The 13777-nt window shown below is 67.6% G+C and carries 13 protein-coding genes; 7 read left to right on the plus strand and 6 right to left on the minus strand.

Annotated elements, in window-relative coordinates; translation table 11 throughout:
• Positions 1-56: 56 nt before the first annotated feature.
• Complete coding sequence (locus tag ABD209_RS08565; RefSeq protein WP_344064817.1) at positions 57-1037, minus strand: LysR family transcriptional regulator; 981 nt, start codon at positions 1035-1037, stop codon at positions 57-59.
• A 219-nt stretch (positions 1038-1256) separates the two neighbouring features.
• Here ABD209_RS08565 and ABD209_RS08570 point away from each other — a divergent pair, with 219 nt between their 5' ends.
• Positions 1257-2171, plus strand: coding sequence for an NAD-dependent protein deacetylase (locus ABD209_RS08570; RefSeq protein ID WP_344064820.1), 915 nt, complete (start codon positions 1257-1259; stop codon positions 2169-2171).
• Positions 2172-2179: 8 nt separating this feature from the next.
• Here the strand turns inward: ABD209_RS08570 and lexA are convergent, their stop codons facing one another.
• A complete protein-coding gene (lexA, locus tag ABD209_RS08575) occupies positions 2180-2908 on the minus strand; it encodes a transcriptional repressor LexA (RefSeq protein WP_344064823.1) in 729 nt (242 codons plus the stop codon).
• 209 nt (positions 2909-3117) lie between these two features.
• On the opposite strand from lexA, the gene ABD209_RS08580 reads away from it, so the two are divergent.
• From ABD209_RS08580 to ABD209_RS08600, 5 genes are all read left to right on the plus strand, one after another.
• Positions 3118-3654 carry a LysM peptidoglycan-binding domain-containing protein gene (locus ABD209_RS08580; RefSeq protein ID WP_344064826.1) on the plus strand — a complete coding sequence of 179 codons (537 nt, stop codon included), beginning with the start codon at positions 3118-3120 and terminating at the stop codon, positions 3652-3654.
• 209 nt (positions 3655-3863) lie between these two features.
• A complete protein-coding gene (gene nrdR / locus ABD209_RS08585) occupies positions 3864-4340 on the plus strand; it encodes a transcriptional regulator NrdR (protein WP_344064829.1) in 477 nt (158 codons plus the stop codon).
• 79 nt (positions 4341-4419) lie between these two features.
• A complete protein-coding gene (locus tag ABD209_RS08590) occupies positions 4420-7332 on the plus strand; it encodes a vitamin B12-dependent ribonucleotide reductase (protein WP_344064832.1) in 2913 nt (970 codons plus the stop codon).
• 469 nt (positions 7333-7801) lie between these two features.
• Complete coding sequence (locus ABD209_RS08595; protein ID WP_344064835.1) at positions 7802-8110, plus strand: RNA polymerase sigma factor; 309 nt, start codon at positions 7802-7804, stop codon at positions 8108-8110.
• 303 nt (positions 8111-8413) lie between these two features.
• Positions 8414-8962, plus strand: coding sequence for a hypothetical protein (locus tag ABD209_RS08600; RefSeq protein ID WP_344064838.1), 549 nt, complete (start codon positions 8414-8416; stop codon positions 8960-8962).
• Positions 8963-8974: 12 nt separating this feature from the next.
• Here the strand turns inward: ABD209_RS08600 and ABD209_RS08605 are convergent, their stop codons facing one another.
• The 3 genes from ABD209_RS08605 to ABD209_RS08615 form a co-directional block, all read right to left on the minus strand.
• Complete coding sequence (locus tag ABD209_RS08605) at positions 8975-10177, minus strand: glycine C-acetyltransferase (protein WP_425564623.1); 1203 nt, start codon at positions 10175-10177, stop codon at positions 8975-8977.
• Positions 10174-11220 carry an L-threonine 3-dehydrogenase gene (gene tdh, locus ABD209_RS08610; protein WP_344064841.1) on the minus strand — a complete coding sequence of 349 codons (1047 nt, stop codon included), beginning with the start codon at positions 11218-11220 and terminating at the stop codon, positions 10174-10176. Before tdh ends, ABD209_RS08605 begins: the two co-directional genes overlap by 4 nt.
• Positions 11221-11314: 94 nt before the next feature.
• Positions 11315-12196, minus strand: a complete 882-nt coding sequence (locus ABD209_RS08615; protein ID WP_344064843.1) for an oxidoreductase — start codon at positions 12194-12196, stop codon at positions 11315-11317.
• Between the two features lie 99 nt (positions 12197-12295).
• Between ABD209_RS08615 and ABD209_RS08620 the strand changes: the two genes are divergently transcribed.
• Complete coding sequence (locus ABD209_RS08620) at positions 12296-12673, plus strand: VOC family protein (RefSeq protein WP_344064846.1); 378 nt, start codon at positions 12296-12298, stop codon at positions 12671-12673.
• A gap of 113 nt (positions 12674-12786) precedes the next feature.
• On the opposite strand, the gene ABD209_RS08625 is transcribed toward ABD209_RS08620, so the two are convergent.
• A complete protein-coding gene (locus tag ABD209_RS08625; protein WP_344064850.1) occupies positions 12787-13695 on the minus strand; it encodes an alpha/beta fold hydrolase in 909 nt (302 codons plus the stop codon).
• Positions 13696-13777: the final 82 nt, after the last annotated feature.

Consider the following 13777-nt stretch of genomic DNA (forward strand, 5'->3'; position numbering starts at 1 on the left):
GGCGACCCCCCCAACACACGGGATCCCGCCGCCCGAGAGCAACTTGGGCGCCGACCTCAGAGGTAGTAGTCCAACTCCGGTCCGGTCGATGCTCCCGCAGGCTCAGGCGCCAGTGTCGGCAACAGATCGGGCGACGCAGCCACCTCGACCAGTGCGTCCAAGGCGGCGGCCACAGACGGCACGCGCAACAGATCGGGTGTGGTCACGGCCACGATCTCCCGCCGGGAGGCGGGCGCGATCCGCCGCGCCACCACGCCTGGGTGATGAGTGGTGCGCAGGATCAGGTCGGGAATGAGGGCCACGCCCAGACCGCAGGCGACCATGCCCTGCACCGCAACGTAGTCCTCGGTCTCGAAGCTGACATCCGGCGTGAACCCGCCCCGCGAGCACATCTCCAACAAGTGCCCGCGACAGCGCGGGCACCCGGCGATCCAGGTGTCGGACTTGAGCTTGGCGATGTCGATCGGTCCGCTACTCGCGGCGAGAGGATGCTCGGGGGGCAGCGCCAGGAGCACCTCGTCATCGAGCAGTCGCCGGGTGACGAAGACGTCGAGGTCTTCTTCGCCCCGGGCGAGGTCGGTCCCCGGATAGGAGAACGCCACCGCGAGATCGCACTCGCCGGCACGCAGGGCCGCCAGCGATTCCGGAGGTTCGGCTTCGGTGAAGGACATCGACACATCCGGATAGCGACTGCGCACCAAGGCCAGCGCCTTGGGCACGAGGGTCGCGGAGGCCGAGGGGAACGCCGCGACACGCACCCGGCCGGCGCGCAGACCCGCGAGGGCGGCCACCTCCTCCTCCGCGGAGTCGAGCGCAGCGAGCACGGTCTTGGCGTGCCGTGCGAGCACCTGACCGGCCTCGGTCAGCCGGACCGTCCGTCCGACCCGGTCGACGATGGCTGTTCCGGTGCGCTGCTCAAGGCGCCGGATCATCTGCGACACCGCGGGCTGTGAATAGCCGAGCATCGTCGCCGCGCCGGTGAAGCTGCCGGCCTCATCAATGGCCCGGACAACTCGAAGGCCGGCAGCGTCGATCATCCCGGCAGTCTATAACAGCATGTTATGAAGTTCGGAATCAGCTGCCGTTTCCATGGTAGTTTCGTCCCGGCGCGGAAACCCCCGGCCCCATCCCGTCGAGAGGCCGGTCCAGCCCCGTCGAGAGGCCGGTCCAGCCCCGTCGAGAGGCCGGTTCGGCATGTGATGGGATGAAACCCACGAACATGCCCCGCCCGAGGAGCACCCCATGGCAGGCCGGCTTTGACCGACTCGACCTCCGCCACCGCACATACCGACACCGCGAATCGCGCTGTTGACGCGCTCGCCGGCCTCGTCGCACGCGGTGGGGTGCTTGCCCTGACCGGGGCCGGGATCAGCACGGACTCCGGCATTCCCGACTACCGCGGCCCCGACGGCCAGCGGCGCGTCACCCCGATGCAGCACGGCGAGTTCGTCACCTCCAGCTCCAGCCGCCAGCGCTACTGGGCCCGCTCGTATGCCGGCTGGTCCCGCTTCACCGCCGCCGAACCCAACGCGGGCCACCAGGCCCTCGCCGCCCTCGAAAGGCACGGCCTGGTCACCGACATCATCACCCAGAATGTCGACGGACTCCATCAACGGGCGGGCAGCAGTCGGGTCGTGGAGTTGCACGGCAGCCTCGCCGAGGTCGTCTGCCTCGATTGCGGCCAGCGCTATCCGCGCGAGCAGATACAGGCGGCCATCCGTCAGGCCAATCCGCACTTTGCCGACGACATCATCGGCTTGGCTCGCGACGGATCCCGGGTCAGCAGCCAGATCCGCCCGGACGGCGATGTGGTGCTCGATGACGCGCTCATCGCGCACTTCGTGACCCCGACCTGCCGCGCCTGCGGCCTGGACCGGCTCAAACCGGATGTCGTCTTCTTCGGTGGCAGCGTGCCGCGCGAGCGGGTTGACCAGTGCTTCCACCTCACCGATGCGGCCCACGCGCTCGTCGTCATCGGCAGCTCGCTACAGGTGATGAGCGGACTTCGCTTCGTGCGGCGCGCGGCGCGTGGCGGCATACCGATCGCTGCGGTGACGCGCGGAACCCTGCGCGATCGGCACCTGATCGACGTGCAGGTGGACGACGGCATCACCGAAACGTTGCGGCTGGTGGCCGACAACGTTGCGGCTGGTGGCCGACCGTCTCGGTGACTGACCGATCACACCCGGCGAAGGACTGCGGTCACCTTGCCGAGAATCGTCGCGTGGTCACCGTCGATGGGGCCGAACGCCGGATTGTGCGGCATCAGCCACACCTTGCCGTCACGGCGCTTGAACGACTTGACCGTGGCCTCGTTATCGAGCAGCGCGGCGACGATGTCGCCATTGTCCGCAGTCGGTTGCTGACGCACCACAACCCAGTCGCCGTCGCAGATCGCGGCGTCGATCATCGAGTCGCCAACCACCCGCAGAAGGAAAAGAGTGCCGTCGCCGACGATCTGGCGCGGCAGAGGAAAGACGTCCTCGACCACTTCGTCGGCCATGATCGGTGAACCCGCGGCGATCCGTCCGATCACCGGCACGTATGACGCTTCCGGCCGCGCGTCGCCGCTGCCCGTCTCGTCCTGGTGACCATCGTCCTCGTGGTCGCCGGGGCGGTAGCCACGCTCACCCGGGGCGTTCGGGGAGACGACTTCGATCGCTCGGGGCCGGTTGGGATCGCGCCGCAGATAGCCCTTGCGCTCAAGGGCGTGGAGTTGGTGGGCAACCGAACTGGGGGAGACCAGTCCGACCGCCTCGCCGATCTCGCGCATGCTCGGGGGATAGCCACGTTGATCGATCGAGGTGCGGATGACATCCAGGACGCGTCGCTGGCGCACGGTCAGACCGTCGCCGTCCTCGCGCTCAGGCATGGGGTGCACCTGGCCGGTCGTGTTGTCGCTGCTCATCTGGGCCTCCATTGCCCTCGCGTGGCCTGCTCGACGGTGGCATTTCCGCAGCTGGGGCCGGTTGTCGGTGGTCGCTGACATGCTCGTCCCAGTACGGAAGAGCCTATGCCGATCAGGTCACGATCTCAAACATCTGTTCGATCGTTTCTTGCATCAGTCGCAGATTCCGTGCTACATATCGTACAACCGTTCTATCGAACATTTCTTCGATGGACACGCCGAAGGAGGAGATCAACATGGCCGCAACGCTCACATCCTGGGGGACCGACGGATCGTTGGCCCTGTCCGCTCCGCTGACCCTGCCCGCCCCGTCGACCAGGCCGGGACGTGACCGCCGCCGCGCGCTTGCGCTCGTGCCGCCGGTCGCCCCGGCGCAGCCGTCGTCGCGTCGCCGTGGCATGGCGCCCGCGACCACGCATCCGGTTCGCGAGCTGGCCGTCCGGGGCACGGTTCATGTCACTCGGGCCGGCCGACTGGCGATTTCGCTGCTGGTGTCCACGCTGCTGGGCGGCGGCATCGTGCTGGGGGTCGCCATGGTCAACCGTCCGGGGGCGATCGCGTCGGCCTCGACCGCACCCGCCCTTCCGACTGTCGTCGTGGAGAAGGGGCAGACGCTGTCCGAGATCGCTCGCGACTACCTGCCCGACCAGGCCATTCATCAGGGCGTCGTCGCCCTTCAGCAGGCGAATGGGCTGTCCACGGACCGGATCATGATCGGCCAGCGACTGGTGATTCCGAAGGGCTGAGGCGGGCCGGACGCGTCTTGGGAAGTCTGTGGCGACGCGCCGGGGAAGAGACCTTGCGTTGGGGTCGTTGACGAAGTAGATTCCTACATCTAGTGGTTACACGGTTGTAGTTCGTCAACATGTAGTACACATCGGTGGTGAAGTTACCCACAGATAATCCCCACGTTGTCCGCGCATTTATCCCCAGGTCGTGCTATTGGAGGTTTGCCGTGCACTGTCCGTTCTGCCGGCATACCGACTCGCGCGTCGTGGATTCGCGCACCAGTGACGACGGTGCCCAGATCCGGCGCCGCCGTCAGTGCCCCGATTGCGGGCGGCGCTTCTCGACGATCGAGACGGCCGGTCTGACGGTGCTCAAGCGCTCCGGCGTGAGTGAGCCGTTCAGTCGGAGCAAGGTGCTCGTCGGTGTCCGGAAGGCCTGCCAGGGCCGACCGGTCACCGAGGACGATCTCGCGCTCCTCGCGCAGCGGGTCGAAGAATCCGTTCGGTCGCTCGGCATCGCCGAGGTCGATGCGCACGAGGTGGGCATGGCCATCCTCGGTCCCTTGCGGAACCTCGACGAGGTGGCCTACCTCCGCTTCGCGAGCGTCTACCAGGCCTTCGAGTCCCTCGAGGACTTCGAGGCGGCCATCACCTTGCTACGCGCCGAGCGAGCCACGCTCGATCGCCTGGCCATCGACCATTGACTCCGGTGCCGCAGACCCGCGGCCCGCTTTGCCCAACCCAGCCCCATCGCATGACGCAACAACCCCAGGAGAAGGATTGATGACGGAGACCGCACGCTCGAGTGCCGCCCGTTCCGGCAAGGCCAAGGGCCTGACCATGGAGCGGATCTTCACCACGGCCGGAGTGCACCCCTATGACGAGGTCACGTGGGAGAAGCGGGAGGTCAACCAGACCAACTGGAAGACCGGCGAGGTCATCTTCGAGCAGTCCGGCGTCGAGTTCCCCGACTTCTGGTCGGTCAACGCCAGCACGATCGTCACGACCAAGTACTTCCGCGGGGCCCTGGGCACCGACGCCCGCGAGCGCAGCCTGCGTCAGTTGATCGACCGCGTCGTGCTGACCTATGTCCGCGCGGGCAAGCAGTACGGCTACTTCGCCACTGAGTCCGACGCCGAGGTCTTCGAGCACGAGCTGACCTATGCCCTGCTCCACCAGGTCTTCAGCTTCAACAGCCCCGTCTGGTTCAACGTCGGCACGCCCTCGCCCCAGCAGGTCAGCGCGTGCTTCATCCTCTCCGTCGACGACTCCATGGACAGCATCCTCAACTGGTACAAGGAGGAGGGCTTCATCTTCAAGGGCGGCTCAGGAGCCGGCCTCAACCTCTCCCGCATCCGCTCCAGCAAGGAGTTGCTCTCCTCCGGCGGCACCGCCTCCGGCCCGGTGTCCTTCATGCGCGGGGCGGACGCCTCGGCCGGCACCATCAAATCCGGCGGGGCCACGCGTCGCGCCGCCAAGATGGTCGTCCTGGACGTCGATCACCCCGACATCGTCGAGTTTGTCGAAACCAAGGCCCGCGAGGAGGACAAGATCCGGGCCCTGCGCGACGCGGGCTTCGACATGGACCTCGGTGGCAAGGACATCGTCTCGGTCCAGTACCAGAACGCGAACAACTCGGTGCGCGTCACCGACGAGTTCATGACCGCGGTCGAGAAGGGCGCGTCCTTCGGGCTGACCAGCCGTATGGACGGCTCGATCATCGAAGAGATCGATGCCCGCGACCTGATGCACAAGATTGCGACGGCGGCCTGGGAGTGCGCCGACCCAGGCATCCAGTACGACGACACCATCAACGCCTGGCACACCAACCCCGAGACCGGCCGGATCACCGCGTCCAACCCGTGCAGCGAGTACATGTCGCTCGACAACTCCTCCTGCAACCTCGCCTCCCTCAACCTGCTGAAGTTCCTGCGCGAGGACGAGACCTTCGACGCCGTCACCTTCCAAAAGGTCGTCGAGCTGGTCATCACGGCAATGGACATCTCCATCTGCTTCGCCGACTTCCCGACCGAGCCCATTGGCAAGACCACGGTCGACTACCGCCAGCTCGGCATCGGCTACGCCAACCTCGGCGCGCTGCTGATGGCGACCGGTCACGGCTACGACTCCGACGGGGGTCGGGCGCTGGCGGCCAGCATCACCTCGCTGCTCACCGGTGCCGCCTACAAGCGCTCCGCCGAACTGGCCGGCATCGTCGGCCCGTATGCCGGTTTCGCCCGCAACCAGGATGCGCACAAGCGCATCATGCGCAAGCACCAAGCCGCCAACGACGCCCTGCGCACCGTGCACACGATGGACAAGGACATCCACCGGGTCGCTACCAAGGCGTGGGATGACGTCTTGACGTTGGGGGAGAAGAACGGCTTCCGCAACGCCCAGGCCTCCGTCCTGGCCCCCACCGGGACCATCGGCTTCATGATGGACTGCGACACCACCGGCATCGAGCCGGACTTCTCACTGGTGAAGTTCAAGAAGCTCGTCGGCGGCGGCTCCATGCAGATCGTCAACCTGACCATCCCGCGGGCGCTGCGCAAGCTCGGCTACGCCGAGGAGACCGTCGAGGCGATCGTGGAGTTCATCGCCGACAAGGGCCACGTCATCGACGCCCCGGGGCTGAAGACCGAGCACTACGAGATCTTCGACACCGCCATGGGCGCGCGCGCCATCTCCCCGATGGGCCATGTACGGATGATGGCCGCCGTGCAGCCCTTCCTCTCGGGCGCCATCTCCAAGACCGTCAACCTGCCCGAGACGGCGACCGTCGACGAGATCGAGGACGTCTACGTTCAGGGTTGGAAGATGGGCCTGAAGGCGCTGGCCGTCTACCGCGACAACTGCAAGGTGGGCCAGCCGCTCTCGGACGGCGGGTCGACCGCCAAGGACGCTGCCGCTACCGCGGCTGCTCCGGTCGTGGAGAAGGTCGTCGAATACCGCCCGGTCCGCGAGCGCCTGCCCAAGCGCCGGATGAGCCAGACCACGTCGTTCACCGTCGGCGGCGCCGAGGGCTACCTCACCGCGGGCACGTATGACGATGGCCGCCTCGGTGAGCTCTTCCTCAAGTTCGGCAAGCAGGGCTCAACCCTGGCCGGCGTGATGGACGCCTTCTCGATCGCCATCTCCGTGGCGCTGCAGTACGGCGTTCCGTTGGAGACCTATGTCGAGAAGTTCACCAATATGCGCTTCGAGCCGGCCGGCATGACCGACGACCCCGACGTGCGGATGGCCCAGTCCCTCATGGACTACGTGTTCCGCCGGCTGGCCCTGGACTATATGGACTTCGACACCCGGTCGTTCATGGGCATCCACACGGCGGCCGAGCGGGCGCGTCAGCTCGAAACCGGTTCCTACCAAGCGATTTCGGTCGACACCGAGTCCGAGGACGAGATCGAGGACGAGATCGAGGGCTACGCCCAGGGCGTCGGTGCCTCCTCTAAGCGCTCCGCGCGTCCAGCCCACGAGGGCAAGGATCTCGACGCCGATGCCGTCAAGTCCGGCGCCGGTGCCGCCTCGGCCCGCGAGGTCTCGGACGAGATCCACTCCAGCCAGGACCTCCTGGCTCACTTCCAGGGCAAGACGGCCGACGCCCCGATGTGCCTGACCTGCGGCACCAAGATGCGTCCCGCCGGTTCCTGCTATGTGTGCGAGGGCTGCGGCTCGACCTCCGGCTGCAGCTGAGCCAGCATCCGACGGGCCGGTCGCGAACAGCTAATTTCGCGGCCGGCCCGTCCTCTGTCCGGGCCGTACACTCAGGCCAGGAGGATGATTCATGGACAGCCGCACCGGACGAGGCGTAGTCCTCGCAACCGTGATGGTCCTCGCAGGTTCCGTCCATGCGATCTTTGCGGCGGACCGTCAGGCAGCGCATCCCGAATGGTCGGCACCGCCCTCCGCTGCCGCCCTATGGACTCTCCTCGCGTACGTTCTGGTGGCAACCGCCGTCCTCGTCGGCGCTCGGATTACGGCCGCGCGTCGCCGACGCTGAACGAGGGCTGCATCCCCGGACACTCGCCCGGTCACGAATGCCGCACGGAACACATCCTCGTGATCTGGGAGGGGTCCGGGTCTGACGGGCCGAGGCTTGTCGGCCACGAGGCAATCGCCGCAAGAATGAAACATGGTGGGGCCGAACGGGCATGAACCGGTTGTGACCCAACACCACCCACGAGATCGACCCGCCACGGCGATCGAGGAGGCGGCGTACGCCGACCTCACCGACGCCGATCTCATCGCTCGCGCCCGCACCGACCCGCACGCCTTTCGCGCGCTCCACGACCGGTATGCCGAGCCCACCCACCGCTTCGCTGCTCGCCGCTGCGGCGACCACGAAACAGCACTGGACGTCACGGCCGAGACCTTCTGCCGGGCCTGGCGTTCACGGCATACGTTCGCCGACCGGCGGGCGGGGAGCGCGGCTCCATGGCTGTTCGGCATTGCCCGGCACGTCTTCACCTGAGCCGCGCGGGAGCGGCGGCTGCAGCTCGACGCCATGGCTGCCCTTGGGGTGGACCGCCGGTCCGCGACGCCCGCTCAGAGCCCGGAAGCGCGGTTCACGGAGTCCGGTCCCGACGCCGACCTTGCCGAAGCGTTCGAATCGCTCCCACCAGGCCAACGTCGAGCCGTCGAACTGCGCGTCATTCACGACGCGTCCTAGGCCGACCTCGCCCGCACCCTCGACACCTCCGAGACCGCCGCCCGCATCCGCGTTCACCGGCCTTGCCACCCTTCGATCCGCCCTCACCGAAACCCAGGAGACGCCATGACTGAATACTCGCCCTCTGTCACCCTTCCGGCCGACCTCTCGGCTCTCGGGGATGGTCTCGAGCAGGCTTTCACCCGCGACCTGGCGCCGGCGAACCCACGGCAGACTTGGCGACGCAAGGTCCTCGTCATCCCCGCCGCGCTGGCGCTGAGCACCATCGGCGTGGGTGTCGCCGCTGGGGCCGGCCTGTTCACCGGCGATCAGGTCGCGGCGGGCATGACCCGCAATCTGCTCTTCGGCGATGTGACGGCGACGTGCACGACGACCGACAGGGTCAGCTTCGATTGCCGCACGACGACCCAACCACCGGGCGAACCGGCCCCGGCTCCCGTTTCGGGGAAGGAGCCCGCCACTACTCAGAACGATTTCACGGGATCGGTCTATCCCTTCGTCGTCGGCGATCACGTGGCCGGCGGGTGCCGCGGCGAGAACAGCGTGGGCACGCACTGGACCTGTTACCCCGGCCAGGCTGCCGTCGATCGGCAGATCATTAGCCCGGACTTCCTCGGCGACTATGTCGCCCCCGGTGTCCGCTCCCGCGGCTGACGAGCAGAGCCCCTAGCCCGTATGCCGTTCGCGCGCCGCGGTGAATGCGCTCACCGCGGCGCGCACATCTTCGGGGCTGTGCGCGGCGGACAGTTGAACCCGGATGCGTGCCGCACCCCTGGGCACCACCGGATAGGAGAAGGCGATGACATAGACCCCGTGGCTGAGCATGTCGTCGGCGATCTCGGCGGCGAGCCTGGCCCCGTCCTCGCCCCGGAACATCACCGGCACGATCGGGTGCTCGCCCGGCAGAAGCTCGAAACCCGCCTCATCCATCAGGGCGCGGAATAAAACAGCATTGTCCTGCAAACGCTTTCGCGCATCAGCGGCCGACGTGGCCAGCCTCAGAGCGGCCACTGAGCCGGCGGCGACCGAGGGAGCAACGGCATTCGAGAAGAGGTAGGGCCGCGAGCGCTGGCGTAGCAGATCGACCACTTCTTGGTGGCTGCTGATGTAACCGCCGGAGGCGCCGCCCAGGGCCTTGCCGAGTGTCCCGCTGAGGATGTCGACCCGATCGCGGACGCCGAACAGCTCCGGCGTCCCGGCGCCGGTCGCTCCGATGAAGCCGACCGCGTGCGAGTCGTCGACCATCACCATCGCGCCGAACTCCTCCGCCAGGTCGCAGATCTCGCCCAGCGGCGCGAAGGATCCATCCATGGAGAAGACGCCATCGGTGACGACGACGATGCGCTCCGCCCCACCATCCCGGGCCGCCACGAGTTGCCCCCGCAGGTCGGACATATCGGCATTGCGGTAGCGATAGCGCGCGGCCTTGCACAGCCGGATGCCATCGATGAGCGAGGCATGGTTCAACTCATCGGAGATGATGGCGTCGCCCTCGCCGAAGAGCACCTCGAAGACGCCGCCGTTGGCGTCGAAGCAGGAGGAGTAGAGGATGGTGTCGTCGGTGCCGAGGAAAGCCGACAGCGCGGCTTCCACGTCCTTGTGCAGGGTCTGGGTGCCGCAGATGAAGCGAACGCTCGCCATCCCGAACCCCCACTCGTCCAAGGCATTTCGCGCCGCAGCGATGATGTCGGGGTGGTCCGCGAGGCCGAGATAGTTGTTGGCGCAGAAGTTCAGCGCATCCCCGGTCGGCGTCGCGATGTGCGCCGACTGGGGTGTGGTCAGCTGGCGCTCGGGTTTGTAGAGCCCGGCCGACCGGATCTGCTGCAATGTCTCGGCCAGTTCCTCGCGGATGGTTCCGTACACCGTCATACCTCCCAGTTCATGACGACCTTGCCGCACTGCCCGGAGCGGGCGATGGCGAAGGCGTCGGCCCAGTCCACCGCGGGGACGCGATGGGTGATCACCGAACGCACTGCCTCGGTGAGCACGGTGGACGTCTGCAACATTGCGCCCATGTGATACCAGGTGTCGAACATCTCGCGCCCGTAGATGCCCTTGATCGTCAGCATGTGCGTGATGACCTTGCCCCAGTCGACCGGATAGGGGCTCTTCGGCAGGCCGAGCATCGCGACTCGTCCACCGTGGTTCATATTGTCGATGAGTTCGGCGACCGCGCTCGGCGCACCGGACATCTCCAGGGCGATGTCGAAGCCCTCGCGCATGCCGAGGTCGTGTTGCGCCTGCCGGATCCGCTGACGACCGGTGTTGACGACCAGGTCGGCACCGGCTTGCGCAGCCAACTCCAGGCGCACATCGGACAGATCCGTCACGACGATATGCCGGGCCGCCGCGTGCCGCGCGATCGCCGTTGCCATCACGCCGATCGGCCCGGCGCCGGTGACGAGCACATCCTCACCGACCATCGGCCACTGCAGGGCCGTATGTGTCGCATTGCCCAACGGGTCGAAGACGGCGCCGAGATCCGGGTCGACCGTGTCCGGCTGCACATAGGCGTTGGTCGCCGGGATGACGACATAGTCGGCGAAGGCTCCGTCCCGGTTGACGCCGATGCCGATCGTGTTGATGCACAAGTGTTTTCGGCCAGCTCGACAGTTCCGGCAGTGCCCGCAGACGATATGGCCCTCGCCGGAGATGCGGTCGCCGACGGCCAGCGTCCCGGCGGGCACGTCCTCGCCGACCTCGACGATCTCGCCGTAGAACTCGTGCCCGATGATCTGCGGGGCGTGCACCGTGGCCGCGGCCCAATCGTCCCAGTCGTGGATATGCAGGTCGGTCCCGCACAGGCCGGCGCGCAAGACCCGGATCTTGACGTCAGCCGGGCCGCACCGCGGCTCCGGGACGTCGATGAGTTCGAGGCCGGGCTGGGCCGCGGTCTTGACCAGCGCGCGCATACCTCCTCCTAGGCCGCCCGCCGGGGACGGCCGGCGGGGATGCGCCGCCGAATGACGGGGCGAGATCAGCGTATGCCGTGGCCCCCTCCCGCGGTCAGGAGCCGGGCGCGGTCAAGCGCTCGCACAACTCCCACAGGTGGCGGGCGACCGCCCGATCGTGCGACGCGCCGCTGGAGCCGACGGGGCGCGGGTGACCGCCCATCTCCCCGATGCCGTCGGGCCCGATATAGCTGCCGCCCGGCAGGTCGGGGACGGTCGCTGCATAGAGGGTGGGCAGGGCGCCCATCGCTGCGGGCTGGGCGACGAAAGGCAGCCGGTTGGCCAGCCCCATCAGGGTGGACTGGAGCGAACCGCCCTTCGACTGCAGATTGGTCGCGGAGTATCCCGGATGCGCCGCCATCGACCGGATGGGGGAGCGGTCGGCCGTGAGACGACGCTGCAACTCATACGCGAGCATCAGGTCGGCAAGCTTGCTCTGGGCGTAGGCGAGCCACGGGTTGTAGCGGCGGTTGGCGAAGTCGGGGTCGCTCACGTCGACCTTGCCGGCGCGATGCACCTGCGAGGACAAGGTGACGACCCGGTCGGTGACCTGGGGCAGCAACAGCGCGGTGAGGAGGAAGTGGCCCAGGACATTCGTGGCGAACTGGAGTTCGTGCCCCTGCGGCGAGAGCGACTTGGGGATTGCCATGATCCCGGCGTTGTTGATCAGGACATCGATCTTCCGGTCACCGAAGTCGGCGGCGAAAGCCCGGACCGAGTCGAGGTCGGACAGATCGAGTTGGCGCGCCTCATGGCTGCCGGCGATGTCCGCTCGGGCAGCGTCCGCCTTCGCCATATTGCGACAGGCGAAGACCACATGAGCGCCAATGGCGCACAAGGATTTTGCCGCCTCCAGTCCGATGCCGGAGTTGGCTCCCGTGATGACGAAGAGACGCCCGGACTGGTCGGGAATGTCACTGGCGGTCCACTTGGCCATGGGTTCGGTGCTCCTCGTGATGGATTGCCCGTGTGCCGTGCCCACCCTATGCCGCCCCGCGGGCGTGCCGTTGTCGGTGGCAAGTGCCAGGATCGGAGCATGATCGATCACTTCGGCATCAACTGTTCCGACTTCGAGGCGAGCACGGCCTTCTATGACGCGGTGCTGGGGGTGCTCGGGCATACGCGGGTGATGGACTTCGGGGTGGCCATCGGCTACGGGTCGGACAGTGACCCGCAGTTCTGGATCAGCCGCTGGCCGGGGGCCGAGCCCAACCGGGAGATGCACGTCGCGTTCGCGGCGCCCGACGAAGGCATGGTTAAGGCGTTCTACGACAAGGCGATCGAGATGGGGGCCGAGAGCCTGCACGCACCGCGCCTGTGGCCGGAATACCACCCGGGCTACTACGGCGCTTTTGTGCGCGACCCTGACGGCAACAACATTGAGGCCGTCTGCCACTCGGCTCCGCCCGCCTGATCCTCGACCGCACGCCCCAGGCATAGGGCGGACTGTGCCGCGGGATCTTGGGTTCCGGGGACGCGGGTCGTGGCGCTCGGGTGCGTCATCCCGGGCGATCCGCAGCGGGCGCGTCAGGCGGACGCTGCGGCCGGAGCGGCCTGGCCCGCCCGGGCGGCATTCGCGGTGATGGCATCGACGATCTCGGGGATCCGGCCGCGCGGCAGGTCGTGCGCCATGTCCGGGAACATCAGCAGGCGCGAGCCCGGCACCGCCTTGGCCGTGGCCATGCCGCCGCTCGGCGTGACGAGGCGGTCGAGGAGGCCGTGGATGACCAGGGTGGGTGCGGTGACCTTGCGCAGCGCCGGGGTTCTGTCGGGGCTGGCGTTGATCGCCAGCAACTGGCGCACCCGGCCGATCGGGTCCGGGTCGCGCTCGACGGCGGCGCGCACGAGGCTGCGGATCTCCTGCTCGTCGAACTGGGGCCCGGAGATCTGCCGCCAGGCCAGCACCCCCATGTCGACGGCCTGGTCGAGGGTCTCCGCTGGCGGCGCCATCATCGAACGCCGCAGCGCAGGCAGGAAGGTCGTCGCCGGCCGTCCCTGGCGCCGGTTGCCGGTGTTGGACATGATCGACGTGAGCGAGCGCACTTTCTCGGGATGCCGGATCGTCAGTTCCTGGGCGATCATCCCGCCCATCGAGACGCCGACGACGTGTGCCGAGTCGATGCCGAGCGCATCCAGCAGGCCGGCCGCGTCGTCCGCCATATCCGAGAGGAGATAGTCAGACTTGGCGAAGCGGGCGCTCGCGGCCGCCGCGAGCACGTCCTTGCGTCGGGGGCGCGGGGCGTCGGTCTTGGTGGACAGGCCGATGTCGCGGTTATCGAAGCGGATCACGCGGAAGCCCTTGGCCTGCAAGGCATCCAGCATGGGCGGCGGCCACGCGATCATCTGGGTGGCGAGCCCCATGATCAGCAGCATCGGCTCACCCGACCCCTGCTCGTCGTAGTGAAGCTGGATCCCGTTGACCTGCACCTCTGGCATGCGGGGTAGTCAATCACCTGCACCTTCAGGGGCGATGCAGGGTCGAGGTGGTGATGCCGGTCACAAGGCCCCGTCCGCCGTG

The organism is Nostocoides vanveenii (assembly GCF_039531165.1).
Lineage (GTDB): Bacteria > Actinomycetota > Actinomycetes > Actinomycetales > Dermatophilaceae > Nostocoides_A > Nostocoides_A vanveenii.

Bases quoted from the DNA above. Each gene is read 5' to 3' on its own strand.
- ABD209_RS08565 (WP_344064817.1), bottom strand. From the start codon at position 1,037: ATGATCGACGCTGCCGGCCTTCGAGTTGTCCGGGCCATTGATGAGGCC.
- lexA (WP_344064823.1), bottom strand. From the start codon at position 2,908: ATGAGCAGCGACAACACGACCGGCCAGGTGCACCCCATGCCTGAGCGC.
- ABD209_RS08580 (WP_344064826.1), top strand. From the start codon at position 3,118: ATGGACACGCCGAAGGAGGAGATCAACATGGCCGCAACGCTCACATCC.
- ABD209_RS08590 (WP_344064832.1), top strand. From the start codon at position 4,420: ATGACGGAGACCGCACGCTCGAGTGCCGCCCGTTCCGGCAAGGCCAAG.
- ABD209_RS08600 (WP_344064838.1), top strand. From the start codon at position 8,414: ATGACTGAATACTCGCCCTCTGTCACCCTTCCGGCCGACCTCTCGGCT.
- ABD209_RS08605 (WP_425564623.1), bottom strand. From the start codon at position 10,177: ATGACGGTGTACGGAACCATCCGCGAGGAACTGGCCGAGACATTGCAG.
- tdh (WP_344064841.1), bottom strand. From the start codon at position 11,220: ATGCGCGCGCTGGTCAAGACCGCGGCCCAGCCCGGCCTCGAACTCATC.
- ABD209_RS08615 (WP_344064843.1), bottom strand. From the start codon at position 12,196: ATGGCCAAGTGGACCGCCAGTGACATTCCCGACCAGTCCGGGCGTCTC.
- ABD209_RS08620 (WP_344064846.1), top strand. From the start codon at position 12,296: ATGATCGATCACTTCGGCATCAACTGTTCCGACTTCGAGGCGAGCACG.
- ABD209_RS08625 (WP_344064850.1), bottom strand. From the start codon at position 13,695: ATGCCAGAGGTGCAGGTCAACGGGATCCAGCTTCACTACGACGAGCAG.